The sequence below is a fragment of the Gordonia alkaliphila genome (genome assembly GCF_023017165.1).
GTDB classification, from domain to species: Bacteria; Actinomycetota; Actinomycetes; order Mycobacteriales; family Mycobacteriaceae; genus Gordonia; species Gordonia alkaliphila.
In genome coordinates this window covers 725,217-751,594 of the sequence record NZ_JALKBW010000001.1, presented here as the reverse complement: position 1 = coordinate 751,594, position 26,378 = coordinate 725,217, and the positions used below count along the sequence as shown (strand labels likewise).

Below are 26,378 nucleotides of genomic sequence, written 5' to 3'. Positions count from 1 at the left end.
GGTCAGAAACCTCCGCTCATGGTGGAAGTATTCACAAAAAAGGTGATCACGAAGACCACGAGGACGAGTAGGGGAATCACGAACAGAGCGAACCGAGTCATGAGGCCGGTGTCGCGCATGTTGCCGCAGGCCACATCGCTGATGGCAGACAACGGTGCGGACTGCACCGAGTGAGCCGCCCCCTTCATTCGGTCCGGACGTTCTGTGAGTCGTCGGTTTCCATTTGATGGGTGCACTGCCGAGCGTACTCGGCTGGGGTTAGGTAGCCGAGCGAGGAGTGCCGGCGGTGGTGGTTGTACTCGTCCTTCCAGTCGCCGATGATGACCTGTGCGTGCAGCAGCGAGTAGAAGCTGTTGATGTTGAGGCACTCGTCGCGGATCCGGCTGTTGAACGACTCGACGTACCCGTTGCGCCACGGCGAGCCCGGAGGGATGTAGGACAGGCCGGTGCGGGTGCCGGCCCAGTCGGCCATCGCCTCGCTGATGAACTCCGGCCCGTTGTCCGACCTGAGCACCGCCGGGGCGCCCCGGGCGGCGACGAGGTCCTCGAGGTGGGCGGTGAGTCGGTCGGCGGTAATCGAGCGCTCCACGAGGCCGCCGATGCACTCCCGGGTGTGTTCGTCGACGATCGAGCAGATCTTGATCAATCGTCCGTGCTCGTCGGCGTCGAACTGGAAGTCCACGGCCCACACCACGTTCGGCGCGTCCGCCGTCGGCGCGTCGACGGTCGAGGACCCGACGCGCTTGCGTCGACGCCGCTGCGGGACCCGGAGCCCTTCGTCACGCCACAGGCGTTGGATCTTCTTGTGGTTCACCACCCACCCCTCGGCGCGGGCGTCGTGATACGCCCGCCGATACCCGTAGCGGGGATGGTCCTTCGCCCAGGCGCGCAGCCACTCCCTGAGCGCCCGATCCGGGTCCGTGACCGTGTCGCCCTTGAGCGGTCGCCGGTACGCGGAGCGGCTCAGCCCGACCAGACGGCACGCCATCCGTTCGCTCACCCCGCAACTTGCGCTTGAGGTGATCGACGGCGGCGCGGCGCCTGTCCGGGCTTAGAAGTTTCCCTCAGCCAGCTCCTTGAGCGCGGCCTTCTCCAGCTCCGCTTCCGCGAGCAGACGCTTCAGGGTCGCGTTCTGCTTCTCCAACTCCTTCAGGCGCTTTGCGTCGTCGGCCTTGAGGCCGCCGTACTGGTTCCGCCACCGGTAGTACGTCTGCTCGGACACCCCCAGCTCCCGGCACACCGCCGCGACGTCCTGACCATCGGTGAGCATCCTGTCGGCCTGCCCGAGCTTACGGACGACCTGCTCCGGGGTGTGACGCTTCCTGCTGTTCGTCATGATCTGACCAGTCTCCCTGCCCGCGACCGCGGGCAACAGGACGACTCTCATAACGACTGGACCTACGAAACGGGGTCAGCCCACGAGTATCCGTGCGGGATGAATCCGAAGAGGGTGTTCGGCGAACTCACGACCAGCCGACGGTTGGTCAGGACCATCGAGGTCTTCAAGTAGACCAAGATCAGCCGCGGGGTGAACTCGGCGTGCCGGATCACCTGCTCGCCTGGCAGTAGCGTTATGGGTGGCGGGGTAGTCATCGAGTCTCCATGTGCGGGAAAGGGTATGTGCCCCACTCATTCTGCGCGACGACGACCGCGTGGTCAGCCCTCCAAATGGACGACTAATTCCGCGTTCGGGGTCAGTCGCGGGTGCGCTGCAAGACCCGCAGGGAGCCGGCGACGCCGACCTCGGTGAACCGGCCCGACTCCAGGGCCTGCTTGTAGATCTCGTACGGGGGCCGCCCGCCGTCGGCGGGGTCGGGGAAGACGTCGTGGATCAGCAGCGCGCCGCCGGGGCGCACCCACTGCGCCCAGCCGTCGTAGTCGTTCTGCGCGGCCTCCATGCTGTGGCCGCCGTCGATGAAGACGAAGTCCACCGGGCGGCCCCACATCTTCGCGGCCGCGGTCGACGGCGCGAGCACGCCGATCACGGTGCCCTCCAGCCCGGCGTCGTACATGGTCCGGCGGAACCGCGCGGACGTGTCCAGGGTGCCGGTGTGCGGGTCGACGAGCGTGGTGTCGTGGTACTCCCAGCCCGGCTGATGCTCCTCCGAGCCGCGGTGGTGGTCGACGGTGGCCAGCAGGCCGCCGGCCTTTTCGGCGACGTCGCCGAGGAACACCGTCGACTTGCCGCAGTAGGTCCCGACCTCCACCGCCAGGCCTACCGAATCCGGTTGCGCCATAAACACTTTCGCGTGATCGTACAGGGCGAGAGCTTCGTCGAGCGGGAGGAAGCCGGGGGCCTCTTCGGCGACGGACAGGCGCTGGGCCGACGGCCGGGACGTGGCCTCGGTCGAAGTGGAAGTCATGTCCGGAATCCTAGTGCCCCGGGTCACTGGCGCCCGCACACCGGTCGCGGCCTCACACCTCGAGCGGATCGCGAATGATCGGGCACGTCATGCAGTGGCCGCCGCCGCGGCCGCGCCCCAGCTCTGCGCCGACGATGGTGATCACCTCGATGCCTTCCTTCCGCAGGAGCGCATTGGTGTAGATGTTGCGGTCGTAGGCGAAGACCACACCCGGTTCGACGGCGACCAGATTGTTGCCGCTGTCCCACTGCTGCCGCTCCGAGGCGTACTCGCTGCCGCCGGCCTCCACCACGCGCAGCACGTCGAGGCCGAGGGCCTTGCGGACCACCTCGATGAAGTGCTCGGACTCCTCGATCACCTCCAGCCCCGGGTGCCGGTCCGACGGGACGAGGGTGACCGGCTTGATGGAGTCGACGATCTTCGGATAGACGGTCACCAGGTCCCGGTCGGCGAACGTGAAGACGGTGTCCAGGTGCATGGCCGACCGCAGGCGCGGCATGCCGGCGACGATGACCTTGCTCGCCTGCCCCGATTCGAACAGCCGCAACGCCACCTGCGTAATGGCCTGCCGCGACGTGCGCTCGCTCATCCCGATGAGGACGAGCCCGTCACCCGGAACCAGGACGTCGCCGCCCTCGATCGTCGACTGCCCCCAAGAGAGCTCCGGGTCGCCCCACAGCACGGTGGAGCCGACGAAGTCGGGATGGAACTCGTAGACGGCCTTCATCAGCAGCGTCTCGTCGTGCCGCGCCGGCCAGTACAGCGGGTTGAGCGTCACACCGCCGTAGATCCAGCAGGTGGTGTCCCGCGTGTAGAGGGTGTTGGGCAGCGGCGGCATCAGGTACTCGTTGACGCCGCTCGACTCGCGCGCCAGCGCGATGTATCCGGGCCGGAGTTCGGCGGGCAGATCCCGGGTCGACATGCCGCCGATCAACAGTTCCGCCAGCTCGCGGGACGGCAGCCCGTCCAGGTACGACCGGGTCTCCTGCACCAGGCCGACGCCCACGTCGTTGACCACGATCTTGCGATCCAGCAACCACGAGCGGGCGGCGGGATCGTCGACCGTCTCGGCGAGAACGTTGTGCAGTTCGACGACGTCGACCCCGCGGTCGCGCATCTTGGTCATGAAGTCGAAGTGATCGCGCTTGGCGTTCTGGACCCACAGGACGTCGTCGAACAGCAGATCGTCAGCGTTGGTGGGGGTGAGGCGGTCGTGCGCCAGACCCGGCGCGCAGACCAGCACCTTCCGAAGCCGCCCGACTTCGGAGTGAACGCCATAGGCGGCGGACGGGAGTTCAGACATGCGTGTTTCCCTTCGGTCAGAGGTCGTCGATATCGATGGCGGGTGCACCGCCGGCTAGGAGTCCGGTCGGTACGGATCGGTCACGTAGTTCGAGTGTCGTTCCTGTTCCGGATGGTCGTAGACGTCCTCGGTGCCGGTGGCCAGCATGACGATGCCGGCGATGGCGCCGGCGATGAACACGCCGAAGAGTGCCGCCTCATACCGTGTGAAGATCCGCAGCTTCTGCTCGCGGCGCGCCACGATGAACAAGACGGTGGCGACGGCGTAGAGGACGCAGGCCAGCAGCAGCTTGTCCAGGCCCGCCGCGTACACCAGAAAGGCGGTGTAGACCACCGCGAAGACGGCGATCGCCAGGTCCCGCGGCCGCGCGCGATCGCCGACGGCATAGGTGTCGCCGCTGATGACGAGTTTCAGCATGTACGCCGCCGCCAGGAAGTACGGCAGCAGGGCGAGCGCGGCGGTGAGGTCGAGCATGAAGTCCAGCGCGTCGTCGACGAACAGCAGCAGGATCAACAGTGCCTGGACGAGCGCGGACGCCAGGATCAGGGCGGCGATCGGGGCACCCGCCTTGTTGGTGCGACGGAGGAACCTCGGCATGTCCTTGGCGCGTGCGGGCACGTACAGGATCTCTGCGGCCATGAGCGTCCACGCGAGGTAGGCGCCGAGCACGGAGACGATGACGCCGATCCGGATGAACACCGATCCCCAGTCGCCCACCAGGTGCGCCAACACCGACGCGACCGATGGCTGTTCGGCGGCTGCGAGCTCACCCTGCGGCATGGCGCCGTAGGACACCAGAGTCACGAGCGCGAAGACGCCGAGCACGCCGAGGAAACCGAGGATGGTGGCCCGGCCGACGTCCTCGCGTCGGCGCGCGTACCGCGAGTACATGCTCGCGCCCTCGATACCCATGAACACGAAGACCGTGATGAGCATGGTGCCGGTGACCTGATCCCACAGCGAACCGACGTCGATGCCGTTGCCGCCGGTGAAGTTGTCCCGGAAATACCCGGCGTCGAACATGACGATGGCCAGGACGATGAAGACGATCAGCGGCACCACCTTCGCGACGGTCGCGATGCGGTTGACGGCGGCGGCCTGCTGTACCCCGCGGCCGATCATCAAGCAGAACAGCCACACACCGACCGACGACAGGGCGACGGCGAGAACGGTGGAACCATCACCCAAGCCGGGGAAGAGGGCGCTGGTGGTCGCCATGATCAACACCCAGTACGAGGTGTTTCCCGCACAGGCCGACGCCCAGTAGCCGATGGCGGAGTTGAAGCCGATGTAGTCGCCGAAGCCCTGTTTCGCGTACGCGTAGATCCCCGCATCGAGTTCGGGTTTGCGCAGGGCGAGCCGCTGGAACACGAAGGCCAGCATCAACATGCCTGCGCCGGCGATCGTCCACGCGATGAGCGCGCCGAGCACGCCGGTCTCGGTGCCGAACCGTCGCGGCAGCAGGAAGACGCCCGATCCGACCATCGATCCGACGACCATCGCGGTCAGCGTCGGCAGACTCAGCTTCTTGGTGGTGCTCTCCGCGTTCACTGGGTGCTGTGCCTCCGGGAAGAATGAATGATCGGGACTGCGTCGTATCGCACGCTACTCGCTGGCCGACGGTGCCTGGCGATGCCGGGTCGGATTCGCCGCCCGCGTCCGCGCGACACCGGTGTCGGTGGTGTGCGGCCGAAGTAGGCTCGGGGTCATGAAGGCACAGGTGTTGATCGCAGAGAACGGTCCGGACAGTCTCGAGTTGCAGGAGGTGCCCGATCCGGCCCCCGCGCCGGGTCAGGTGGTCGTCGACATCAAGTCGTGCGGCGTGTGTTTCCCCGACCTGCTGATGAGTCAGGGCAAGTACCAGCTGCGGCCGCCGCTGCCCTACACCCCGGGCACCGAGGTGGCCGGCGTGGTCCGCAGCGCCCCCGAGGGTTCGGCGTTCGCGGCGGGCGATCGGGTGCTGGTGGCATCGTTCCTGGGCGGCTTCGCCGAGCAGGTGGCCGTCGCCGAGCAGCAGCTGTTCCGGCTGCCCGACGCGCTGAGCTTCGACGAGGGCGCGTCGCTGGGCATCAACTTCCAGACCGCGCTGTTCGCCTTGAAGCTGCGCGCGCAGACCGCGCCCGGCGAAGTGGTCGGCGTCCTCGGCGCCGCGGGCGGCGTCGGCACGGCGTCGATCCTGGTGGCCAAGGCCATGGGCGCCAAGGTCATCGCCATCGTGCACCGCACCGGGGCCGAAGACATGCTGCGCGAGTTCGGCGCCGACGAAGTGGTGCAGCTGACCGACGGCTGGAAGGATCGCGTCCTCGAACTGTCCGACGGCGGCGTCGACGTGATGATCGACCCGGTCGGCGGGGAGGTGTTCGACGAGGCGGTCCGCGCCGTCGCGCCGGACGGCCGCTTCGTGGTGATCGGGTTCGCCGCGGGCGGCATCCCCACCGTCAAGCTCAACCGGGTGCTGTTCCGCAACATCGCGATCGTGGGTGCTGCGTGGGGCGAGTACATCCGCACGCACCCCGAGGTACCCGCCCTGCTGCAGGACGATCTGAACGAGATGATCGAGGCTGGGATGCGGCCGCCGGTGAACGCCACCTACCCCCTTGAGGACCTGCCGCGGGCCCTCACGGACCTCGCCGAAGGGCGTGTGCTAGGGAAGGCCGTCGTCACGATCGCCGACTGACAAACTGCGCTGAGCTGCGCGGTTGCAGATGAACCCGCCGAGACCAAATCGTGTCCGGCGGGTTTTCTGATACGCGGCCGTGTGAGATCTGGAACACGTTACATTCTGCCGAACAACCTTTATCGAAGGGATCTGCAAGTGAACGTATCCACCGGCTTCAAGCGCGCAGCGAAATCCACTGCCGTCATGGGCGCCGCCGCAGCACTCGTCCTGGGCGGGCTGACCGCGTGTTCCTCGGACGACGACTCGTCGAACTCAGCGGGCAAGACCACGGAGCTGCCGGGCAACGCCGCTACCGGCGACGCCATCAAGATCGGCTTCATCGCTCCCGAGGGCGGCCAGATCTCGCTGCCCATGGTGCGTGAGGGCGGTGAAGCCGCGGCCAAGTACATCAACGAGAACGGCGGCGGCATCGGCGGCCACAAGATCGAGCTGGTGATCTGCAAGCAGCACGAGGAGCCCGCCAGCGCTACCAAGTGCGCCAACGAGATGGTGGAGAAGAAGGTCTCCGCCGTCGTGTCGCCGCTCGGCGCGCAGGGTGCCGTGATGGTGCCGATCATCGCCGGCGCCGGGATCCCGTACATCGCGCAGGCGCCGGTCTCGCAAGCCGAGATGGTCAACCCGGATGCGTTCATGATGTCCGGCGGCATCATCGCCGTCCTGGGCGGCCAGGCCGCCACCGCCGCGAAGGACGGCCTGAAGAAGGTCACCATTCTGATCGGCGACACCGGCGACGCCGCCGCTTCGGTGAAGGCGCTCGGCGAGCCGATGTTCAAGCAGGCCGGCGTCGAACTGAACGTGGTGACCGTCCCGGTCGCCACCGCCGACCCCACCCCGCAGATCCAGGCGGGCCTGTCCGACAACCCGGACGCCGTGGCCATCATGGGTGACACCCGCCAGTGCATCCAGGGCATCAAGGCCCTCGAGACCGCTGCGCCGGACGTGCAGAAGTACCTGATCGCCAGCTGCCTCGACAAGCCGGTCATCGACGCGGTCGGCGCGGACGCGGTGCAGGGCGCCAAGGCCTTCACCACGGTGAATCTGTCCTCGGATGCGGACACCGTCACCCAGTACCGCAGTGTCATGGCGAAGTACGCGCCGGACACCGATCCGCACGGTCTGTCGTACATGGGCTACCAGGTCGTCATGGCGATGGCCGAGGTCGGCGGCTCGCTGCCCGCCGGTGCCATCGGCCCCGAGCAGATGAAGACCGCGTGGCGCGCGGCCAAGGACGTCCCGGTGCCCGCGGCACCCGGTCTGACCTTCACCTGCGACGGCAAGGCCGTCCCGCAGCTGCCGTCGCTGTGCAGCCGCTCGATCCTGGTCAGCACTGTCGGCGAGGACGTCAAGTTCACCGACACCGTGACCGTCAACTGATCGACGCACCATCCGCGGGGGGTTCGCCGGGACGCAGCACGCGTCCCGGCGGACCCTTCGCTCTTTTCTCCGGCACCTTCGCTTCCACAATTTCAGCTCTTCCACCTCGTATTCTCTGAACGGCTACTACATCCATGACTGACCATTTGGCCTTCCTCACCCTCGGCCTAGGCAACGGCGCGGTCTTCGCCGCGCTCGGCCTGGCCTTGGTGATGACCTACAAGAGCTCCGGTGTGGTGAACTTCGCGACCGGCGCCATCGCGCTCTACGCGGCCTACACCTACGCTTACCTCCGCCAAGGCGAGCTCCTCAATCCCGTCCCCGGTTTCCCCACCACGGTGGACCTCGGCGGCAAATGGGATGTGCTGCCCGCGCTGATCGTCGCCGTCGCGATATCCGCGCTGCTCGGCGTGCTGCTCTACCTCATCGTCTTCCGGCCGCTGCGCAGCGCGCCCGCCCTGGCCAAGGCGGTCGCCGCGATCGGCGTGATGCTGGTGATCCAGGCGCTCCTGGCCCTGCGCATCGGACCCGACTCGCCCACCGTGGGCCGCATCTTCCCCAACGAGACCATCAAGGTGGGCGACGTCTCCGTCTCCACCGCCAACTTCTGGTTGGCCGGCGTCATCGTCGGGCTGGCTGTGCTGGCCGCGCTGGTGCTGCGCTACACGCGCTTCGGCATCGCGACCGAAGCCTCCGCCGAGTCGGAGAAGGGTGCACTGGTCACCGGCCTGTCGCCGGACCGGATCGCCGTCGCGAACTGGGCGCTGTCGTCGGCCACCGCCGGCATCGGCGGTGTGCTCATCGCGCCGATGGTGCCGCTCAACTCGGTGGCCTACACCATGTTCATCGTGCCCGCGCTGGCCGCGGCGCTGGTCGGCAACTTCTCCAGCATCGGTCTGACCGTGGCCGCAGGCCTGCTGATCGGCATGCTGCAGTCCGAAGCCACCAAGCTGCAGGTCACCTACGACTGGTTCCCGGATGCGGGCGTCGCCGAGGCCGTGCCGCTGCTGCTGATCATCATCTTCCTGCTCGCTCGCGGACAACGACTCCCCGGTCGCGGCTCGGTGATCCGGCAGGACCTGGGCCGGTCGCCGCGTCCGAACCACGTGCTGATCCCCACCGTCATCTGCGTGGGCATCGCGCTGGCCGCGCTCTTCGGCACCTCCGGCAGCATGCGCCTGGCCGTCATCATGAGCCTGATCTTCGGCATCCTCGCGCTCAGCCAGGTGGTCGTCACCGGCTACGCGGGCCAGGTCTCGCTGGCGCAGCTGTCGCTGGCCGGCGCCGCCGCGTATTCGCTGTCGCGGTTCACCGTCAACATGGGTCTGCCGTTCCCTCTCGGGGCGCTGCTCGCGGCACTGGTCGCGGCGGCCATCGGCGTCGTCGTCGGCCTGCCCGCACTCCGGGTGCGCGGTCTGCCGCTGATGGTGGCCACCCTGGCGCTCGCCGTCTTCCTCGAAGCGTTCTGGTTCCGCAATCCGAGCTTCAACGGCGGCCTGCAGGGCGCGCCGATCAAGGAGCCGTCGTTCTTCGGTCTCGATCTGGGCATCGGTCGCGGCGAAGGCTATCCGACCATCTCCTTCGGCGTGCTCTGCCTGGTCGTGCTGACGGTGTGCGCGCTCGCGGTGGTGTGGCTGCGTCGTTCCCGGCTGGGCGCGTCCATGCTCGCGGTGCGGGCCAATGAACGCTCGGCGGCGGCCTCCGGCATCAACGTGGGCGCCACCAAGCTGCTCGCCTTCGCGATCGCGTCGTTCCTCGCCGGTCTCGGCGGCGTGTTGCTGGCCAGCCAGCAGACGCTGGCGACCGCCGACTCCTACCGTGTGCTCTCGGGCATCGGCCTGTTCGTCATCTTCTACATCGCCGGCGTCACGTCCGTCTCCGGTGCGTTGCTGGCCGGGCTGATGGCACCCGGCGCCGTGCTGTCGTACGTGCTCGACATCGGCGACTACTACCTGCTCGTCAGCGGCATCCTGCTGGTGGTGACCGTGGTGACCAGCCCCGACGGCATCGTCGGCCAGTTGCAGCAGATCCCGCGCCCGGCGTTCCTGGGCGGCCGCAAGGCCGCGCCGGTCGCCGAGACGATCGACGCCGAGAGCGACAAGCCGCTGGTCGTCGAACGCACACCGATCCCCGCCGCCGCCGCTCCGGTGCTGACCGTCGACGACGTCAGCGTCCGCTACGGCCAGGTGGTGGCCGTCGACGGGGTCAGCTTCGCGCTGCGACCCGGGGAGATCGTCGGCCTGATCGGACCCAACGGTGCGGGCAAGACCACCCTGGTCGACGCCATCAGCGGGTTCGCGTCGAGCACCGGCACGGTGACCCTCGACGGCACCGAACTGAGCGGGATGGCTCCGCATCGTCGTTCGCGGGTCGGCCTGGGCCGTACCTTCCAGGACATCGAGTTGTACGACGACCTGTCGGTGGCCGAGAACGTCACCGTCGGCGTGCGCCGCGACATCCACGATGCCGCGGCGACCGTGCAGGAGGTGCTGGCGCTGCTCGACATCGCGCACCTGGCCGACGTCGAAGCGGCGGGTCTGTCGCAGGGCCAGCGTCAGCTGGTCTCGGTGGCCCGCGTGCTCGCCGGGCAGCCGCAGGTCGCGCTGCTCGACGAGCCGGCCGCCGGCCTGGACTCGTCGGAGAGCCGCTGGCTCGGTGAGCGTCTGGCCGCAGCCCGCAACGGCGGCGTCACCATGCTGCTGATCGACCACGACATGGACCTGGTCCTGTCGGTGTGCGACCGAGTCATCGTGCTCGATCTGGGCAAGCTCATCGCCACCGGTACTCCCGACGAGATCCGTGCCAACGCCGACGTGATCGGCGCCTACCTCGGCACCCCGGTGGCCGAAACGAACGAAGAGGTGCAGGCGTGAGCATGCTGACGTTGCAGAAGTTGGATGCGGGCTACCGGGAGGACAGCCCGGTGGTGCGCGGCATCGACCTGACCGTGGAGCGCGGCGAGATCATCGCGTTCCTCGGTCCCAACGGTGCGGGCAAGACCACCACGCTGGAGACGCTCGCGGGCCTGTACCCGCGGCTCGACGGCGAGGTGGAGGTCGACGGTGTCGCCGTGCGCTCCGGCGATCCGCGGTCCGCGGTGCGGGCCGGCCTCGTGTTGGTACCCGACGACCGGGCGCTGTTCCGCGGCCTGTCGTGCGAGCAGAATCTGCGTCTAGCGATCCGGTCGTCGCGTCGGGCGCCGGTCCGCGAGGGCCTGGACCAGGCGCTGGAATGGTTCCCGGCGCTCGGCAAGCGGATGAAAGTGGCCGCGGGGCAGACCTCCGGAGGCGAGCAGCAGATGCTCGCGATCGCCCGGGCCCTGCTGCAGAAGCCGAAGGTGCTGCTGATCGACGAGCTCAGCATGGGCCTGGCACCGGTGATCGTCGAGTCGATCCTGCCGGTGCTGCGCACCGTGGCGGAGGAGCAGGACACCGCGATGATCCTGGTGGAGCAGCACGTGCGGCTGGCGCTGGAAGTGGCCGACCGCGCGGTGGTGCTGGTGCACGGCAACGTCGCGATCGACTGTCCCGCAAGCGAACTCGCGGGCGACCTCGGCCGCCTCGAGTCCGCCTACCTGGGGGCCACCGCCTGACCCGAGCTCCATGAGGAAGGGGCCCGTCCACCGCATGAGCGGTCGGACGGGCCCCTTCTTGCTGCCGCGCGGGCGGCTACTTCTTCTTGTGCTGCTTGATCTGCTCGCCGAACATCATCGTCATCTTGGTGCCCAGCGGCCAGCCCACGTAGTAGCAGAGGAACAGGCCGATCTCGTTCAGCTCCTCCGGGGTGAGCTCACCGTTGCCGAGGGCGGCACCGGCCTGGATCTCGGCGACGTCGACCATGCCGTTGGCCGCGAGCGCCCCCAGCAGGATCAGGCGACGGTCCCGGTGGGACAGGCCCTCGCGCGACCAGACTTCGCCGAAGACCTGGTCGGCGGTGTGGGCGAAGAAGTCGCCCGGGCCGTCGGCCATCTCCCAGCCGTACACCTCCGACATCACCCGCAGGCCCTTCTGGCGCTGCGCGGACGGTCCGGTGGTCGATTCGGTCATGCCTGTTCTCCTTCGGGATGGGGGACGCCGAGGCCGGCGGCCAGGTCGCGCAGGGCGAGTTCGCCGAGCGGAAGGTCGACGCCGAGCTGCCGTCCGGCGGCGAGGGCGAGGCCGAGGTCCTTCTCGCCCAACTCGCGGACGTGGGTGAAGATCGAATACCAGAAGTCGTCCGGGTCGATCGGGGTGGTGGTCTCGCGGAGCATGATCGCGCCGGCGCCGCCGGTGATGGCATCGGTGTGCCGCACCACGCGGCCGAGCTTGGCCAGGTCGAGGCCGGAGGCCTCCGCGAGACGGGCCGCTTCGGTGGTCGCGGCGAACGAGATGAAGTGCAACAGGTTGCGCGCCAACTTCATTCGGGTACCCGCACCCACTTCACCGGCATGCACGAGCATGTCGCCGGCGAGTGTGAACGGCTCCTTGATCGACTCGTAGGCCGCGCGCGGGCCGCCGAACATGATCGCCAGGCGACCCTGTTCGGCGCCGGGCGCGCCGCCGGAGATGGGGGCGTCGAGCAGCGTCACGCCCCGTTCGGCGCAGACCGCGGCCAGCTCCACCGCGGTCTCCGGGGAGATGGTCGAATGCACGGTGAACACGGCACCGTCGCGGGCGGTGGGGAGCAGGCCGTCGACCACCGTGCGGACCTGGGCGTCGTTCACCACGCAGATGCCGATCACGTCAGCCGACGCGGCGAGCGCAGCGAGGTCGGCGGCCGCCGTCGCACCCTTGTCGACCAGCGCGGCGACGGCGTCGTCGTTCAGGTCGAAGACGTCCAGGCCGCCGGGCCAGGCGGCCAGCCGCCCGGCCATCGGAGCGCCGATGTTGCCCAGGCCGACGTAGCCGAGCCGAAGCGTGTCGTCGTTCATGAACGGATGACCTGCCCGCCGTCGACGTTGAAGATCTGGCCGGTGACCCAGTCGGCCTCGGCCGACAGCAGGAACAGGCACATGCCGACCAGGTCTTCCGGGGTTCCCAGGCGCTTGAGCGGCAGGCGGTTCACCATCTCCTGCACGATCTCCTGCGGGGTGCTGGTGCGGGTGGCCTCGGTGTCGATCGGGCCGGGGGCGATGGCGTTGACCCGGATGCCCTGCCCGCCGAGCTCGACGGCGAGTTGCTGGGTGAGGCCGTTCACGCCGACCTTGGCCAGACCGTAGAAGCCGCTGTAGAGCCAAGCGGCCGTGGAGGATTGGTTGACGATCGCGCTGCCGGCGGGCATGTGCGGGTACACCGCGCGGGTCACGTTGAGGGCGCCGTCGAGGTTCACCGACATGAACTTCTTGTAGTAGTCCCACGGCACGGTGATGAGGAAGTCGAGCTTCATGCCGCCGTAGATGGCGGCGTTGTTCACCAGCAGATCGATCTTGCCGTGGCGCTCGACGACGGCGGCCGCGAGGGCCGCCGCCGAGTCCGGGTCGGCGACGTCGGTGTGCACGTAGAGGCCGCCGATGGCGTCGGCCACGGCCCGGCCGGCTTCGTCGTTGACATCGGCGATCACCACGGCGGCGCCTTCGGCGGCCAATGCGCGGGCGTAGGCCTCGCCGATGCCGCCGGCGGCACCGGTGACGATCGCGACCTTGTCGGTGAAACGGCTCATGGGTGGGGTTCCTTTCGAAAGTGGTTGCAGCAGAAGGGGATTGGTGGGTCGGGATCAGGCGTCAGGCGGGGCGGGCGACGGCCTTGGTCTCCAGGTATTCGGCGAAGCCGGCGACGCCCATCTCGCGGCCGATGCCGGATTGCTTGTAGCCGCCGAAGGGCACGTCGGCGGAGTACCAGATGCCGCCGTTGATGCCCATGGTTCCGGTGCGGACGCCGTCGACCACGCGGTTGATCCGCGCCGGGTCGGTGCCCCAGACCTGGCCGGAGAGGCCGTAGGGGGAGTCGTTGGCGATCGCGATCGCATCGTCGTCGCCGTCGTGCGCCAGGATCACCAGCACCGGACCGAAGATCTCCTCCTGCGCGACGCGGGCGGAGTTGTCCAGGCCGGAGATCAGCGTGGGGGAGACGAAGTAGCCGTGCTCGCGGTCCGCGGGTCGGCCGCCGCCGGTCTCGACGGTGCCGCCCTCGGCCACCGCGAGGGCGATGTACTCCTCGACGCGGTCGCGTTGGCGCGCGGAAATCAGCGGGCCGCAAATGGTTCCGGGCTTGGTCGGGTCGGCGGCGGGCAGCCCGGCGAGCGCGGTGCGGGTCAGCTCGGTGGCTTCGGCGAGCTTCTCGCGCGGCACCACCAGGCGGGTGGTGATGGCGCAGCCCTGGCCGGCGTGGGTCACCACGTTGAACGCGGCCATCGCGCAGGCGGCGCCGAGGTCGGCATCGTCGAGCACCAGGAACGCGGACTTGCCGCCGAGCTCCAAGAACACCTTCTTCAACGACGCTGCGGCACTGGCCATCACCGCGCGACCGGTCGCGGTGGAGCCGGTGAACGAGATCAGGTCCACCCGCGGATCGGCGGTCAGCTGCGCGCCGAGCTCGTGGTCGGTGGAGGTGACGATATTGATCACGCCGGCCGGGATGTCGGTCTCCTCGGCGATCACCTTGCCCACCAGGGCCGCGCACCACGGGGTGTCCGGGGCGGCCTTGAGGACCACGGTGCAGCCGGCGGCCAGGGCGGGGCCGATCTTGGCGAAGTTGATCTGGTGCGGGAAGTTCCACGGGGTGATGGCGCCGACCACGCCGACCGCCTCGGACCGCAGCTCGCGATGGTTCTTGATGCCCATCGGCGACGCTTCGCCGAGGTCGACGGTCCAGTCGTAGCTCTCGGCGAGCCCGGCGAAGTAGTCGAGGTCGTTCATCGGGCCCTCCAGCTGCGGGCCGTGGGTGAGGAACACCGGGCACCCGACCTCGGCGACGGTCAGCTCGCGGAGCTCGTCGAAGTGGCCGGCCAGTGCTTCGCGGAGCTGGCGCAGGCACCGCGCGCGGAAGGCGTGGTCGCGGGACCAATCGGTGGTGTCGAAGGCGGCCCGGGCGGCGGCGATCGCGGCGTCCATATCGGCCGCGGTGGCCTGTGCCGCCTGGCCGATCACCTCCTCGGTGGCGGGGTTCACGACGTCGTAGGTGCCGCCGGAACCGGCGACGAGTTTGCCGTCGATCAGCAGGTCGGAGGCGAAATCAGGGCGAAGAGTCATGTGCTGGAACTCCATCTGGACAGGTGTCTGGACTCGAATCTGAACCTAGTGTAGCGTCGGTCACATGTCCAGCGCCGTGTCCCAGGAATCCACGCGTCGTCGTCTCACGCCGCAGCAGGCCGAGACGGTGGCCCGGCTCGCCGATGCCGCCGTCGAGGTGCTCAACGAGGACGGCTTCGACGGGCTGACGGTCCGAGCGGTGGCCAAACGCGCCGGCGTGGCGCCGGCCACCGCGTACACCTACTTCTCGTCGAAGAGTCACCTGGTGGCCGAGGTCTTCTGGCGCCGACTGGCCGACGGCGTGCCCGCGCCCGACCCGGACCTCGACCCCGTCGAGCGCGTCGCGCAGGTGCTGCGGGGGGTGTCGATGGTGGTGGCCGGGGAAGGTCAGCTCGGCGGCGCGGTGACCGTCGCGCTGCTCGGCGCCGACCCCGACGTCGAACACCTGCGACTGCGCGTCGGCGGCTTCATCCGGCAGCGCCTGGCCCAAGCCCTCGACACCGATCCGGCCGATCCGGGCCCCGTCGTCGACGCCCTGGAAATGCTCTACGCCGGTGGCCTGGTGCACGCCGGCATGGGCCACCTCACCTACGAGCAGACGTCCGAGCGGCTCGTCGCCGCCGCCCGACTGCTCTTGACCGATCAGCCCGCTCTCGATCAGGAGACCCGATGACCGCCGCAGCCGACCGGGGGATGCAGACGCGCATCCCGTTCGACCCCTACTCGTACGACCTGCACGAAGACCCGTACCCGACGTACGCGCGACTGCGCGCCGAAGCCCCGGTGTACTACAACTCCGACGGCGACTTCTGGGCGCTGGCCCGGCACGCCGACGTGGCCGCGGGCTTCCGCGACAACGTGCGCCTCTCCAACAGCTGGGGCGTGTCCATCGACCCGGCGTCGTACACCCCGCACGCGGAGAAGTCGATGAGCTTCCTGGCCATGGACGACCCGCGCCACCTGCGGCTGCGCAAGCTGGTCTCCAAGGGCTTCACGCCGCGCCGCGTCAGCGAACTGGCCGGGCGGATCGCCGAACTCACCGCGCAGCACTGGGATAAGTGCCTGCAGATGGGTCAGTTCGACTACGTCAACGACTTCGCCGGCCTGCTGCCGATGGACGTGGTCTCCGAACTGCTGGGTGTCGGCCCCGCCGATCGGGCGCACCTGCGCACCCAGTCGGACCTGCTGATCCACCGCGAGGAGGGCGTCACCGATGTCCCCGAGGCGGCGATCTACGCGTACCTCGAGCTGCACCGTTACTACACCGAGCTGCTCGCCGAACGCCGGAAGAACCTCGGCGACGACCTGGTGTCGGCGCTGATCGGAGCGGAGATGGTCGGCGACGACGGCGAACTCGCCCGGCTGACCGACGAGGAGATCATCGGCTTCATGATGCTGATGGTGGTGGCCGGCAACGAGACCACCACCAAGCTCCTGGCCAACTCGGTGTTCTGGGGCAACCGCAATCGCGGCGAGCTGGCCAAGGTGCTCGACGACCCGGGTGAGCAGCAGGTGAGCGACTGGGTGGAGGAGACCCTCCGCTACGACACGTCCACGCAGATGCTGCTGCGGCGCGTCAGCGAGGCCGTCGAGTTCGGCGGCCACCGGATCGAGGCCGGGCAGCGGATCCTGCTGCTGGTGGGCTCGGCCAACCGCGACGAAGAGGTCTTCGGGCCCGACGCCGGCCAGTTCCGCCTGGGTCGCGACGTGAGCCGCACCATCATGAGCTTCGGCCTCGGCACCCACTTCTGCCTCGGCGCGCACCTCGCGCGGCTGGAGACCAACATCGGCCTGGCCGAGCTGGCCCGGACCGTCCGCGGCTACGAGATCGACGAGGCCGCCGCCGAGCGCGTGCACTCGGTCAATGTGCGCGGCTTCGCCCACCTCCCGATGACGGTGCAGGCCCGCTGATGGCGCTGATTCCGCATCCGGAGCGTCGTCCCGTCCTGGTGGCCGGAGCGTCGTCGGGCATCGGTGCCGCCACCGCCGAATGGTTCGCCGCCGCCGGCTACCCCGTCGCCTTGGCCGCGCGTCGCCTCGACGTCCTCGAAGAACTCGCCGACAAGATCCGCGCGGCCGGCGGCGAAGCGGTCGCGGTCCGCATGGACGTGACCGACGACGCGTCGGTGGTCGACGCGGTGGCCCGTGCCAGCGAGGCGCTCGGCGGACTGGAGATCGTCGTCGCCGGTGCCGGCGACCTGGCGATCGGCCTGACCCACCAGATCACCCCCGACGAGTTCGCCGCGCAGATCGACATCCACCTCAACGGGGCCTTCCGCATCTACCGCGCGACCATCGGGCCGATGATCGAACGCGGTCGCGGCGACGTCGTCTTCATCGGGTCCGACGTCGCCAAGCGGCCCCGTCCGTGGTCGGCCGCGTACGTCGCCGCCAAGTCGGGCATCGACGGTCTGGTCGCCACCATCGGCATGGAGCTCGAGGGCACCGGCGTGCGCGTCGGCGTGGTCCGGCCCGGGCAGACGCTGACCGGGATGGGCATGAACCTCGACCAGAAACAGACCGAGGACATGCTCAACGACTGGATCAAGTTCGGGCTGGCCCGGCACGGGAACTTCCTGAGTCCCGAGCACCTGGCGCAGGGCATTCACGCGATGGTCACCATGCCGCGCGGCGCGCACCTGCGCGAACTGGAGATCGAAGCCGAAGGCGCCATCGCCAAGAAGGGAAACCACTGATGACCACGCTGCTCACCCCGCGTCGCGTTTCCGGCGGCGAGGAGTCCCACGGGCATTTGACCGAGTTGGCCACCGATCCGATCGCGCTGTTCTGGCGGGTCCGCGAGGAGTGCGGCGACATCGGCATGTTCCAGCTCGCCGACCGCGAGATCGTGCTGGTCTCCGGGGCCGCGGCGAACGAGGAGTTCTTCCGCGCGCCCGACGAGCTCCTCGATCAGGCGGCCGCGTATCCGTTCATGACGCCGGTCTTCGGGGAGGGCGTCGTCTTCGACACCAGCCCGGAGCGGCGCAGCGAGATGCTGCACAACCAGGCCCTCAAGGGCCCGCACATGAAGCAGCACGCGGTCACCATCCCCGCCGAGGTGGAGCGGATGATCGCCGACTGGGGCGACGAAGGCGAGATCGACCTGCTGGAGTTCTTCGGCGAGCTGACGCTGTACACGTCGTCGTCGTGCCTGATCGGACGCAAGTTCCGCGAGGAACTCAACGCCCACATCGCCGATCTCTACCACGATCTGGAGAAGGGCACCGACCCGATGGCCTACGTGGATGCTCACGCGGACATCGAGAGCTTCCGCCGTCGGGACGCGGCCCGCGCGGAGCTGGTGGAGTTCATCAGCGGCGTGATGGAAGGGCGGATCGCGAACCCGCCGGCCGACAAGGACGACCGCGACCTGATGGACGTCCTGGTGTCGGTCCGCAACGAGGACGGCACGCTGATGTTCAGCCCGGACACCGTCACCGGCATCTTCATCTCGATGATGTTCGCCGGTCACCACACCACCTCCGGCACCGCGGCGTGGACGCTGCTGGAACTGCTGCGCAACCCCGACTACCTCGATCAGGTGGTCGCCGAGCTCGACGACATCTACGAGGACAAGGGCGAAGGGCGCGCGGAATACTCCTTCGCCGCCATGCGCCAGATCCCGAAGCTCGAAGCGGCGCTGAAGGAGACGCTGCGCCTGCACCCGCCGCTCATCGTGCTCATGCGGGTGGTGCAGGAAGACTTCGTGATCGAGGGACATCAGGTGCGCGCAGGGCAGACCATCGCGGTCTCGCCTGCCGTCTCCAACCGTCTGCCGCAGGACTTCCCGAACCCCGACGCCTTCGACCCGGACCGCAATCTGGTTCCGCGCCAAGAGGATCTGGCCAACCGGTGGACGTGGATCCCGTTCGGGGCTGGCCGACACCGTTGCGTCGGTGCGCAATTCGCCATGATGCAGTTGAAGGCGATCTTCTCGGTGCTGCTGCAGAACTACGAGTTCGAGCTGGCGCAGCCGGCCGACTCGTACCGCAACGACCACTCCAAGATGGTGGTCCAGCTGGCCAAGCCGTGCAACGTGCGGTACCGCCGCCGGAGCGTCTGATGCGCGTCGAAGTGGATCTGGACCTCTGCCAGGGACACGGGATGTGCGAGATGGAAGCGCCGGATGTCTTTGCCGCGCACCGCGATCACGTGGAGATCCTCAACCCGAACCCCGACGAATCGCAGCGCGCCGCAGTGACCGCCGCGGTGCAGTACTGCCCCACGCAGGCACTGCGGATCGTCGAAGACTGACCCCGAAGACCGAGCCCCGAACACCCCTAAGACCTGAACACCTCAAGACTGGAGACAAGTGTGACTGACCACGGACCTTTCGATCGCGCTGAGCTCGACGAGATGGTGGAGCGCTGGCTCACGGCCAACGACGAGGCCGAGCGCGCGGGCGACTGGCGCCCGCTGTCCGAGTTCTACACCGAGGACGCCACCTACGGCTGGAACTACGGACCGCACAAGGACTTCATGGCCGTCGGCCGCGACGAGATCCGCGACCTGGCCCTCGGGCAGGAGATGGAGGGCCTCGAAGGCTGGACCTACCCGTACCAGGCGTGGGTGATCGACGAGAAGACCGGCGACATGCTCGGCCTGTGGAAGCAGGTTTACGAGGCCACCCGCGAAGACGGATCGCACTACGCGCTCAACGGCATTCAGGGCAGCTGGTTCAAGTACGCCGGGAACTTCCAGTTCTCCTGGCAGCGCGACTTCTTCGACTACGGCAACGTCAGCGCACTGTTCATCGAGCTGATGAAGGACAAGAAGATGAGCGACGGCATGCTGGCGCGCATCGAGAAGGCCGCTCCGGGGAACCTGCCCGGCTGGTACCCGATCGGCCAGGCGCCGGTCGCACTCTGGTGACCGGCATGACCGAGCGCACCACGCGCCGCGACGGCTACGCCGTCCTCGACCAGACGCAGCTCGCCACGTTGGTGCCGGAGCTGCTGCTGTCCGGACAGTTGATCGACCGCAGCGGAATGGCCCACCTGATCAGCGCGTTCGGTCGCGAGACCATGACCGCCGTCGCCATCGAGGAGTGGATGGCGTCGAGCCCGGTGTACACCAACCGGATGCGGGCCGCGCTCGGCATCGACGGCGACGGCGTCGAGGACATGTTCAAGGCCATCCAGCTCGACATCGGTGCGCCGCCGCAGTTCATGGACTTCCGCTACGAGGTGACCGACCACGACCACGGCGCCTTCGTGCTCGACCACTGCGGCGCGCTGATGGATGTGGAACCGCTCGGCGACGAGTACGTCACCGCCATGTGTCACGACATCGAGGATCCCACCTTCGACGCCACCGCGATCGCCACCAATCGGCGCGCGCGGATCCGGCCGATCCATCGGCCCCCGCGGGTGCCGACCGACCGGACCCCGCACTGCGCGTGGACCGTCACCATCGATCCGGAGCGGGCCGAGCTGCCGCTCCCGCCCGATGCCGAGCACGTGTTCACCACCCGCGCGGCGAGCGTGGAGCTGAGCCCGATCGATCCCGCCGACGCCGACGGCATGACCGACTACCGCGGCCCGCTGGTGCACGACCTCCAGTTCCGTGAGTTCTCCACCAGCGCCCTGGTGCGCATCGCCGAGGAGGTCGCGCTGCAGCACCAGCTGCTGGCGCTCGGCTTCCAGCTCAGCGTGCGACGTCGCGCGGAGAGCGAGGAGCAGGTCCGGGAGATCTTCGGCAAGCAGCTCACCGGCATCAGTGGCCTCACCGCCGAGCGGCTGCAGCGGGCGTTGGGCCTGGGGCGCGACGCGGACTCGGTGGCGCAGGTGCTGTCGCTGCATCCCATCCTCGGGCCGGCGCAGTACACCGGTGTCGAGGTGCGGGTCGACGGCGACGACGTCGTGGTCCACCTGCCCGCCGACTCGCCCGCGATGACCGACGGCGGCTGGCTGGCGCTGCTCACCGTCGACTATCTCGCACCGCTGCAGGCCATGGCCACCGCCCTCGACCCGTTCCTGGTGGTCTCCGCCACCGCGGCCGACGACGGCCTCCAGGTCCGCTTCACCCGCGGCGATCAGGAACTGCCCGAATCCGGGGAGGTGGCCATCACCCGCTTCTCCTCCGGCGCCGACTTCCGCTTCACCGACCGCGGCCCCTCCATCCCCATCACCCCCATCTGACCGCCGCTCCGGGTTCGCTCCCGCGAGAGCTCTCCGCTCCCGCGAAAGGCTTCCGTTCCCGCGGGTCACTGGAAGGCCCGCGGTAACCGAGACCTCTCGCGGGAGCGGACTCGTCTCGCGGGATGCCGACGGTGTCAGCGGCGGCGAGAGGCGGCCAGGTCGCGCCAGAAGCGGGCGCCGTCGGCGATCGCATCGAGCACCGGGCGCGGCTGCCAGCCCAGCTCGCGCTCGGCCTTGGCGTGGCTCATCGGGGGAAAGGCGTGCATGAGGCGCACCGAGTCCAGGCTGAGCTTCTGCGGCCTGCCGGTCGCCGCGGCGAACGCGGACCCGGCCGCGCCCGCGAGGTACAGCGTGGGCTTGTGCAGCACCAGGCGCGGCGGATCACGGTCGACGGCGGACGCCGCCGCGGCCACCACCTGGCCCAGGTCCAGGTAGCGCTCGGCGACGATGTAGCGCTCGCCGACCCGACCGCGCTCGGCGGCCAGCGCCAGGGCGGCCGCGGCGTCGTCGATCCCGACCGACTCGGTGCGCATGCCGCGGACGGTGAACGGCAACTTGCCCAGTGCCGCGGCGGCGACGAACGCGCCGTGCGGGGTCGGGGCCCAGTCACCGGCGCCGTAGGTGTTGGCCACGCACATCGCGGTCACCGGCACCCGGCCGTCGGCGGCGTAGCTCAGCGCCACCTGCTCGCCGGCCACCCGGGCGCGCACATAGTGCGGTGCGGACTCAGGCCAGTCGAAGGCCTGCGTTTCGTCCACCGCGGACCGGCGGTCGCCGCGCCCGATGGTCGCCAGGGTGCTGGTGAACACGAACCGCTCCAGGTCGCGGCGGGCGGCGACGTCGAGCACCGAGCGCAGCGCCTCGACGTTGGTCCGGTACAGCGGCGCGGGGTCGGTCAGCCAGGCCCGCGTATCCACCGCGCAGTGGTAGACCACCGAACATCCGTCCATTGCGGCATCGACGGCCTCGGCGTCGAACAGGTCGCCGGTGACATGCTCCACGTCCAGTCCGCCCAGCGTGCGAAGGTCGCTGGAGGCGCGAGTCAGGACGCGGACCTGCTGCCCGTCGTCGAGCAGGCGGCGCACCAGGTGCGAGCCGAGGAACCCGTTCCCGCCGATCACCAGGTGCACGGAGCAGCCCTCAGACCGCGGCGTACGACGTGGAGCGGGCGGGCCGGCTCCACAGCTGATCGTCGGTGGTCAGGCCCTGCTCCTTCAGCGTCCGCTTGAGGATCTTGTTGGTCGCGGTGGTCGGCAGATCGTCGGCGATCCGCACATGCGTGGGCCACGCCTTCGGCGACAGATCCGGTTGCGCGGCAAGGAATTCGGTGAGCTCGTCGGGGGTGAGCGAGGCGTCGTCGTTGAGGACGACGGCCGCCATCACCGCGTCGCCGACCACCTCGTCGGGCACCGCGTACACCGCGACCCGGTTGAGCGCGGGCAGCCGCTGCAGCACGCGTTCGATGGGTCCGGCGGCGAGGTTCTCCCCGTCCACGCGCATCCAGTCGCCGGAGCGGCCGGCCAGGTAGATCCAGTCGTTCTCGTCCACGTAGGCGAGGTCGCCAGACCAGTACATGCCGTCGCGGAGCCGCTCGCTGGTCGCGGCGTCGTTGTTGTAGTAACCGGTGAACAGGCCGCCGCCGTGGGTGTTCACCAGTTCGCCGGTGGCTGCTTCGGCGTTGGTCAGCGCGCCGTGCTCGTCGAACACCGCGCGCGGGCATTCGACGCCGGACTCCGGGTGGTACACGGCCACCCCGGGGAAGCCCTTGCCGATGGAGCCGGGCGGCGTCCCGGGCTCGCGCGTGATGATGATGGCCAGCTCGGTGGAGCCGAAGGCGTCCCAGACCGCGCAGTCGAAGCGTCGGGCGAACTCGTCGATGTCCCGATCGGTGGCCTCGTTGCCGAACGCGGCGCGCAGCGTGGTGTCCGCGTCGTCGGGCCGTTCGGGGGTCGCGAGAATGTAGGCGAGCGGTTTGCCGACGTAGTTCATGTAGGTCACGCCGTACCGTCGGACGTCGTCGACGAAGGTCGACGCCGAGAACGGCGTCGGCACCATCGCCGCCCCGCTCGCCAACGCCACGCAGTAGCCGCCGAGCAATGCGGCCGAATGGAACAGCGGCATCGACAGGTAGCAGACGTCGCGCTCGGTGACGCCGAACTTCTCCACCAGCGGCGGCCCCGCGAACGGAATCATCATGTGCGCGAACCGAACCGGCTTCGGCTCGCCGCTGGTGCCCGAGGTGAAGATCAGCATGAACGGGTCCATCGGCCCCGGAACCGCGTGCGGCACAAGGTCTCCGGCGGTGTCCAGCCGTTGCTGCCACTCCGGTTCGGAGACGTCGAGCACCGTGATCCCGGACAGGTCGAGGCCGTCGAGCAGTGGTCGGTGGGCAGCATCGACCAGCAGTACCTGGCAGTCCGCGCGCCGCAGATCGGCGAGCAGCTCGGCGCCGCGCCGGGTGTCGTTGACACCCACCGTCACATAGCCGCCGAGGGCGCCGGCGGCCAGCGCGATCAGCATCTGCGGCGAGTTTCCGAGGAGCACGCCCACGTGCACGGGGCGGCCGGAATCGGTCGCGCTCAGCACCGCGGCGGCGGTCCGGCGGGCGTCGGCCACGTACTCGCGCCAGGTCCACGTGCCCTGATCGGAGGCGATCGCGGTGCCGTCGTCGTCGGCGCGTTCGGTCAGCAGTCCGGTCACAGTCTCGGCCATGTCACCGAATCTAGGAGGTGTGCTGGGTCACTGCCGGTGAATCGGGTGTTTCGGGCCGGTCAGCGCCCGAACAGCGCCGCCGCGTTGTGGTGCAGCACCGAACGCATCCAGTCGTCGCCGAGTCCCAGACGCTCGCACGCCTGCAGCGCGTGGACGTAGCCGTAGGGGATGTTGGGGAAGTCCGAACCGAACAGGATCTTCTCCTGCAGCGCGGCGACCCGGGGGAGGAGCTCCGGCGGGTACGGAGCGTCTTCCTCGGAGAAGTCGGTGAAGCTCATCGTGGTGTCCAGCCGCACCTCGTCGTGCTCCTCGGCCAGCGCCAGGAACTCCTCGTACTCCGGGGTGCCCATGTGCGCGACGATCAGCGACAGCTTCGGAAAGCGTTGCAGCAGCTGGCGAATCGGCGCCGGACCGGTGAACTCGCCGGGTGCGGGCCCGGAGCCGCAGTGGATCACCACCGGGACCTGGGTCTGCTCCAGCACGCCCCACACGCCGTCGAGCAGCGGATCCAGCGGCGAGTAGGCGCCCACCTGAATGTGCGACTTGAACACCTCCGCACCGTTCTCGATCGCCTCGGCCACATAGCGCGCCGCGGTCGGCTCCGGATAGAACGTGGCGGTCTGCAGGCAATCCGCATGGCGCGCACCGAAATCCGCGCCCCAGCCGTTGAGCCATTCCGCCATGTCCGCCTTGTGCGGGTACAGCATCGAGGAGAACGTCGTGACGCCGAACGCCCGCAGCGCCGCCACCCGTCGTTCCTCGTCCGCGCGGTAGGCGATCGGCCACTCGCGGCCCAGCAGCGGGCCGGCCGAATCGAAGTACGCCCACACCTTGTCGAGCACCGGCTTGGGCATGAAGTGCGTGTGCACGTCGATCATGCCGTCGAGCCCGAGGCGCTCGGTGAACGCACGCACGGCGGCCGTTTCGGCCTCGCTGAACGGCGTCGTCGCACCGTGGCCGTCACACATCATCGGTCCAATCGACGGTCGGCAGGCGGCGGCAGAGCGTCGCCGGTGGGAAGGACGAAATCCTTGGGGCAGATCATGATCGCGTCGGCCTCGACGGTCACGCCGTCGGCGTCGGACATCGTGGCGTGCACAAAAGTCTTCCGACCTTCGCGGCCGGTCACCTCGGCCCGGGCGCTCAACGGACCGAGCGATGTGGGTCGCAGGTACTTCACCGTGAGGGTGCCGGTGAAGCTCGGCAGCCCGTCGGTGCTGGCGGCCTCGCCGACCAACTGGTCGAGCATCAGCGCCGCCACACCGCCGTGCACGCAGCCGCCCGGGCCCTCGTACGCGGCGCCGAGCACCATCTCGCATTCGGCCCGCCCGGGGGAGCGCTGGATGCGCAACGGCGGCGCCACCGCGTTGCGAGCCCCGACCGCGGCATTGCCCCACGGCATGCCGATGAATTCCTTGGTGTACCGCGTCCCGAAGCTGCCCGGCCGCTGCTGCTCGCGCAGGTCGGCGACGATCGCGTCGACCTTCTCCTTGGCCGCCGCGAGCCGCTCGTCGCTGACCTCGCTACGGATCACCGCATCGACCAGCTGCCGCACGGAATCGGTCAGCGGCTCCACCACGCTCAGGCGCCGGTCGATCTCTTCTTCGGTGATGTCTTCGATTCGGAAGTCCACGATGCGAACGATAGGGCATGCGATGCGGTGGCGGTGCCGGGGTGTTGATAGGACTAGGGGCATGACCAGCCTGACTGAGAACGATCCCTTCACCTCCTTCGGCATCGGCCGTCGCGCCGGAGCGCCGCTCGCCGACATGGTGCAGGCGCTCGGGCCGGGCGTGACCGACCACCGCGGCCTCATCGATCTGCCGGCGCTCACCGTGCTGTTCGACGACATCGGCGGCCTGTCGTTCTTCTACTCCGGGACCGGGTCGACGGTGCAGGCGCGACTGACGATGTCGATGATGGATCGGCCGACGGTCGACGAGGTGCTCGACGGCGCCTCCGAAGTGGCCATGGCGCAGGGCCCGTACGGCGTCTCGACGGTGCGCATCACCGGCGACGAGGGCCGACTGCTGTGCGCCGGTATCGCCCGCAGCGTGCGCGTCGGTCGCGAGATCGTGGTCGACGGCGACGCCGCGGAACTCCCCGAACCGGCGGCACCGGCGGCGGCCGGTGCGCTCCCGACTCCGGACCTGCAGCGCACGGGCCGGGAGATCGTCGCCGACATCGTCGACGGCACCGCGCCCATCGGCGAGCTCGGCCGCTTGCTCGGCGGCGCGGTGTCGGTCGACGACGACGGCGAGGTCCGCTTCGACAGCGTCACCGCACCGTGGATGGGCAACGTCATGGGCACCATGCACGGCGGCGTGATCGCGGCCGTCGTCGCCCAGGGACTGTCGTTCGCCGGTCAGGCCGCGGCCCCGGCCGGCGTCGAGTACCAGCTCGTCGACTTCAGTGTCGCCTTCCTGCGCTCGCCCGCGGTGGACGGGCGCACCCTGCAGGTCCGGACGAAGACCGCCAAGGTGGGTCGTCGTCTCGGGATCTTCACCGCCGAGCTGTACGACGGCGACGTCCTGCTCGCCACCGCCACCGGCGACGTTCGCTTCGACGCCTGACCGGGCAACATCCGGGGAAAACTCGGTAAACAATCAAGCGCGCTTGATTTTTTCTAGGGCCGGTGTGA

Annotated in this window: 25 protein-coding genes and 1 pseudogene; 12 read left to right on the top strand and 14 right to left on the bottom strand. The window is 69.0% G+C overall.

Annotation, left to right across the window (positions count from 1 at the left end; genetic code table 11):
• Positions 1-2: 2 nt before the first annotated feature.
• The 6 genes and pseudogenes from MUG78_RS03180 to MUG78_RS03155 form a co-directional block, all read right to left on the bottom strand.
• Positions 3-152 carry a hypothetical protein gene (locus MUG78_RS03180; RefSeq protein ID WP_246992124.1) on the bottom strand — a complete coding sequence of 50 codons (150 nt, stop codon included), beginning with the start codon at positions 150-152 and terminating at the stop codon, positions 3-5.
• 32 nt (positions 153-184) lie between these two features.
• A pseudogene (locus MUG78_RS03175) lies at positions 185-1,336 on the bottom strand (IS3 family transposase).
• Positions 1,337-1,398: 62 nt separating this feature from the next.
• Entirely contained in the window at positions 1,399-1,593 is a 195-nt protein-coding gene (locus tag MUG78_RS03170; RefSeq protein WP_246992122.1) for a hypothetical protein, read from the bottom strand.
• A gap of 101 nt (positions 1,594-1,694) precedes the next feature.
• The gene (locus MUG78_RS03165; protein WP_246992120.1) at positions 1,695-2,363 is read right to left on the bottom strand and encodes a class I SAM-dependent methyltransferase; all 669 of its coding nucleotides are present in this window, start codon (positions 2,361-2,363) and stop codon (positions 1,695-1,697) included.
• Between the two features lie 52 nt (positions 2,364-2,415).
• On the bottom strand, positions 2,416-3,666 hold the full coding sequence (locus tag MUG78_RS03160; RefSeq protein WP_246992119.1) for an arginine deiminase: 1,251 nt from the start codon (positions 3,664-3,666) through the stop codon (positions 2,416-2,418).
• A 54-nt stretch (positions 3,667-3,720) separates the two neighbouring features.
• Positions 3,721-5,217 (bottom strand): basic amino acid/polyamine antiporter, encoded by a 1,497-nt coding sequence (locus MUG78_RS03155; RefSeq protein ID WP_308221321.1) that lies wholly within the window; start codon positions 5,215-5,217, stop codon positions 3,721-3,723.
• Positions 5,218-5,374: 157 nt separating this feature from the next.
• On the opposite strand from MUG78_RS03155, the gene MUG78_RS03150 reads away from it, so the two are divergent.
• The 4 genes from MUG78_RS03150 (at position 5,375) to MUG78_RS03135 (ending at position 11,312) form a co-directional block, all read left to right on the top strand.
• Complete coding sequence (locus MUG78_RS03150; protein ID WP_246992118.1) at positions 5,375-6,343, top strand: NADPH:quinone oxidoreductase family protein; 969 nt, start codon at positions 5,375-5,377, stop codon at positions 6,341-6,343.
• Between the two features lie 138 nt (positions 6,344-6,481).
• A complete protein-coding gene (locus MUG78_RS03145; RefSeq protein WP_372493100.1) occupies positions 6,482-7,720 on the top strand; it encodes an ABC transporter substrate-binding protein in 1,239 nt (412 codons plus the stop codon).
• A 134-nt stretch (positions 7,721-7,854) separates the two neighbouring features.
• Complete coding sequence (locus MUG78_RS03140; RefSeq protein WP_246992117.1) at positions 7,855-10,593, top strand: branched-chain amino acid ABC transporter permease/ATP-binding protein; 2,739 nt, start codon at positions 7,855-7,857, stop codon at positions 10,591-10,593.
• Complete coding sequence (locus MUG78_RS03135; protein WP_246992116.1) at positions 10,590-11,312, top strand: ABC transporter ATP-binding protein; 723 nt, start codon at positions 10,590-10,592, stop codon at positions 11,310-11,312. The genes MUG78_RS03140 and MUG78_RS03135 overlap by 4 nt, the downstream gene beginning before the upstream one ends.
• A gap of 76 nt (positions 11,313-11,388) precedes the next feature.
• Here MUG78_RS03135 and MUG78_RS03130 read toward each other — a convergent pair whose 3' ends face one another.
• The 4 genes from MUG78_RS03130 to MUG78_RS03115 form a co-directional block, all read right to left on the bottom strand.
• Positions 11,389-11,766, bottom strand: a complete 378-nt coding sequence (locus tag MUG78_RS03130; RefSeq protein ID WP_246992115.1) for a carboxymuconolactone decarboxylase family protein — start codon at positions 11,764-11,766, stop codon at positions 11,389-11,391.
• Positions 11,763-12,629 carry an NAD(P)-dependent oxidoreductase gene (locus MUG78_RS03125; RefSeq protein ID WP_246992114.1) on the bottom strand — a complete coding sequence of 289 codons (867 nt, stop codon included), beginning with the start codon at positions 12,627-12,629 and terminating at the stop codon, positions 11,763-11,765. The genes MUG78_RS03130 and MUG78_RS03125 overlap by 4 nt, the downstream gene beginning before the upstream one ends.
• Positions 12,626-13,357 carry an SDR family oxidoreductase gene (locus tag MUG78_RS03120; protein ID WP_246992113.1) on the bottom strand — a complete coding sequence of 244 codons (732 nt, stop codon included), beginning with the start codon at positions 13,355-13,357 and terminating at the stop codon, positions 12,626-12,628. Before MUG78_RS03120 ends, MUG78_RS03125 begins: the two co-directional genes overlap by 4 nt.
• Positions 13,358-13,418: 61 nt before the next feature.
• Positions 13,419-14,885 (bottom strand): aldehyde dehydrogenase, encoded by a 1,467-nt coding sequence (locus MUG78_RS03115; RefSeq protein ID WP_246992111.1) that lies wholly within the window; start codon positions 14,883-14,885, stop codon positions 13,419-13,421.
• A 64-nt stretch (positions 14,886-14,949) separates the two neighbouring features.
• Between MUG78_RS03115 and MUG78_RS03110 the strand changes: the two genes are divergently transcribed.
• From MUG78_RS03110 to MUG78_RS03080, 7 genes are all read left to right on the top strand, one after another.
• The gene (locus MUG78_RS03110; RefSeq protein WP_246992109.1) at positions 14,950-15,558 is read left to right on the top strand and encodes a TetR/AcrR family transcriptional regulator; all 609 of its coding nucleotides are present in this window, start codon (positions 14,950-14,952) and stop codon (positions 15,556-15,558) included.
• On the top strand, positions 15,555-16,796 hold the full coding sequence (locus MUG78_RS03105; RefSeq protein WP_246992106.1) for a cytochrome P450: 1,242 nt from the start codon (positions 15,555-15,557) through the stop codon (positions 16,794-16,796). Before MUG78_RS03110 ends, MUG78_RS03105 begins: the two co-directional genes overlap by 4 nt.
• Positions 16,796-17,581: an SDR family oxidoreductase gene (locus MUG78_RS03100; RefSeq protein ID WP_246992104.1), complete on the top strand. Its 786-nt coding sequence runs from the start codon at positions 16,796-16,798 to the stop codon at positions 17,579-17,581. Before MUG78_RS03105 ends, MUG78_RS03100 begins: the two co-directional genes overlap by 1 nt.
• A complete protein-coding gene (locus MUG78_RS03095; RefSeq protein WP_246992102.1) occupies positions 17,581-18,948 on the top strand; it encodes a cytochrome P450 in 1,368 nt (455 codons plus the stop codon). Before MUG78_RS03100 ends, MUG78_RS03095 begins: the two co-directional genes overlap by 1 nt.
• Positions 18,948-19,139: a ferredoxin gene (locus MUG78_RS03090; protein WP_246992100.1), complete on the top strand. Its 192-nt coding sequence runs from the start codon at positions 18,948-18,950 to the stop codon at positions 19,137-19,139. Before MUG78_RS03095 ends, MUG78_RS03090 begins: the two co-directional genes overlap by 1 nt.
• Positions 19,140-19,241: 102 nt before the next feature.
• Positions 19,242-19,757, top strand: coding sequence for a nuclear transport factor 2 family protein (locus MUG78_RS03085; RefSeq protein ID WP_246996778.1), 516 nt, complete (start codon positions 19,242-19,244; stop codon positions 19,755-19,757).
• 5 nt (positions 19,758-19,762) lie between these two features.
• Positions 19,763-21,025 carry a hypothetical protein gene (locus MUG78_RS03080; RefSeq protein WP_246992098.1) on the top strand — a complete coding sequence of 421 codons (1,263 nt, stop codon included), beginning with the start codon at positions 19,763-19,765 and terminating at the stop codon, positions 21,023-21,025.
• A gap of 134 nt (positions 21,026-21,159) precedes the next feature.
• Here MUG78_RS03080 and MUG78_RS03075 read toward each other — a convergent pair whose 3' ends face one another.
• Genes MUG78_RS03075 through MUG78_RS03060 form a run of 4 tightly spaced genes read right to left on the bottom strand, consistent with a single transcriptional unit; the run spans position 21,160 to position 25,370 of the window.
• Entirely contained in the window at positions 21,160-22,155 is a 996-nt protein-coding gene (locus MUG78_RS03075) for an NAD-dependent epimerase/dehydratase family protein (RefSeq protein WP_246992096.1), read from the bottom strand.
• A gap of 10 nt (positions 22,156-22,165) precedes the next feature.
• Positions 22,166-23,737 carry a fatty-acid--CoA ligase FadD1 gene (fadD1, locus tag MUG78_RS03070; RefSeq protein WP_246992095.1) on the bottom strand — a complete coding sequence of 524 codons (1,572 nt, stop codon included), beginning with the start codon at positions 23,735-23,737 and terminating at the stop codon, positions 22,166-22,168.
• A 59-nt stretch (positions 23,738-23,796) separates the two neighbouring features.
• Positions 23,797-24,705, bottom strand: a complete 909-nt coding sequence (locus tag MUG78_RS03065) for an amidohydrolase family protein (RefSeq protein WP_246996777.1) — start codon at positions 24,703-24,705, stop codon at positions 23,797-23,799.
• On the bottom strand, positions 24,705-25,370 hold the full coding sequence (locus MUG78_RS03060; RefSeq protein ID WP_246992093.1) for a PaaI family thioesterase: 666 nt from the start codon (positions 25,368-25,370) through the stop codon (positions 24,705-24,707). The genes MUG78_RS03065 and MUG78_RS03060 overlap by 1 nt, the downstream gene beginning before the upstream one ends.
• A 61-nt stretch (positions 25,371-25,431) precedes the next feature.
• Here MUG78_RS03060 and MUG78_RS03055 point away from each other — a divergent pair, with 61 nt between their 5' ends.
• Entirely contained in the window at positions 25,432-26,310 is an 879-nt protein-coding gene (locus MUG78_RS03055; protein WP_246992091.1) for a PaaI family thioesterase, read from the top strand.
• Positions 26,311-26,378 lie beyond the last annotated feature (68 nt).

What these genes read in the sequence shown, in the direction of transcription:
- MUG78_RS03120 (WP_246992113.1), bottom strand. Translation starts at nt 13,357, where the DNA reads ATGAGCCGTTTCACCGACAAGGTCGCGATCGTCACCGGTGCCGCCGGC.
- MUG78_RS03130 (WP_246992115.1), bottom strand. Translation starts at nt 11,766, where the DNA reads ATGACCGAATCGACCACCGGACCGTCCGCGCAGCGCCAGAAGGGCCTG.
- MUG78_RS03165 (WP_246992120.1), bottom strand. Translation starts at nt 2,363, where the DNA reads ATGACTTCCACTTCGACCGAGGCCACGTCCCGGCCGTCGGCCCAGCGC.
- MUG78_RS03100 (WP_246992104.1), top strand. Translation starts at nt 16,796, where the DNA reads ATGGCGCTGATTCCGCATCCGGAGCGTCGTCCCGTCCTGGTGGCCGGA.
- MUG78_RS03105 (WP_246992106.1), top strand. Translation starts at nt 15,555, where the DNA reads ATGACCGCCGCAGCCGACCGGGGGATGCAGACGCGCATCCCGTTCGAC.
- MUG78_RS03085 (WP_246996778.1), top strand. Translation starts at nt 19,242, where the DNA reads ATGGTGGAGCGCTGGCTCACGGCCAACGACGAGGCCGAGCGCGCGGGC.
- MUG78_RS03160 (WP_246992119.1), bottom strand. Translation starts at nt 3,666, where the DNA reads ATGTCTGAACTCCCGTCCGCCGCCTATGGCGTTCACTCCGAAGTCGGG.
- MUG78_RS03115 (WP_246992111.1), bottom strand. Translation starts at nt 14,885, where the DNA reads ATGACTCTTCGCCCTGATTTCGCCTCCGACCTGCTGATCGACGGCAAA.
- MUG78_RS03065 (WP_246996777.1), bottom strand. Translation starts at nt 24,705, where the DNA reads ATGTGTGACGGCCACGGTGCGACGACGCCGTTCAGCGAGGCCGAAACG.
- fadD1 (WP_246992095.1), bottom strand. Translation starts at nt 23,737, where the DNA reads ATGGCCGAGACTGTGACCGGACTGCTGACCGAACGCGCCGACGACGAC.
- MUG78_RS03090 (WP_246992100.1), top strand. Translation starts at nt 18,948, where the DNA reads ATGCGCGTCGAAGTGGATCTGGACCTCTGCCAGGGACACGGGATGTGC.
- MUG78_RS03125 (WP_246992114.1), bottom strand. Translation starts at nt 12,629, where the DNA reads ATGAACGACGACACGCTTCGGCTCGGCTACGTCGGCCTGGGCAACATC.
- MUG78_RS03080 (WP_246992098.1), top strand. Translation starts at nt 19,763, where the DNA reads ATGACCGAGCGCACCACGCGCCGCGACGGCTACGCCGTCCTCGACCAG.
- MUG78_RS03170 (WP_246992122.1), bottom strand. Translation starts at nt 1,593, where the DNA reads ATGACTACCCCGCCACCCATAACGCTACTGCCAGGCGAGCAGGTGATC.
- MUG78_RS03150 (WP_246992118.1), top strand. Translation starts at nt 5,375, where the DNA reads ATGAAGGCACAGGTGTTGATCGCAGAGAACGGTCCGGACAGTCTCGAG.
- MUG78_RS03140 (WP_246992117.1), top strand. Translation starts at nt 7,855, where the DNA reads ATGACTGACCATTTGGCCTTCCTCACCCTCGGCCTAGGCAACGGCGCG.
- MUG78_RS03095 (WP_246992102.1), top strand. Translation starts at nt 17,581, where the DNA reads ATGACCACGCTGCTCACCCCGCGTCGCGTTTCCGGCGGCGAGGAGTCC.
- MUG78_RS03055 (WP_246992091.1), top strand. Translation starts at nt 25,432, where the DNA reads ATGACCAGCCTGACTGAGAACGATCCCTTCACCTCCTTCGGCATCGGC.
- MUG78_RS03110 (WP_246992109.1), top strand. Translation starts at nt 14,950, where the DNA reads ATGTCCAGCGCCGTGTCCCAGGAATCCACGCGTCGTCGTCTCACGCCG.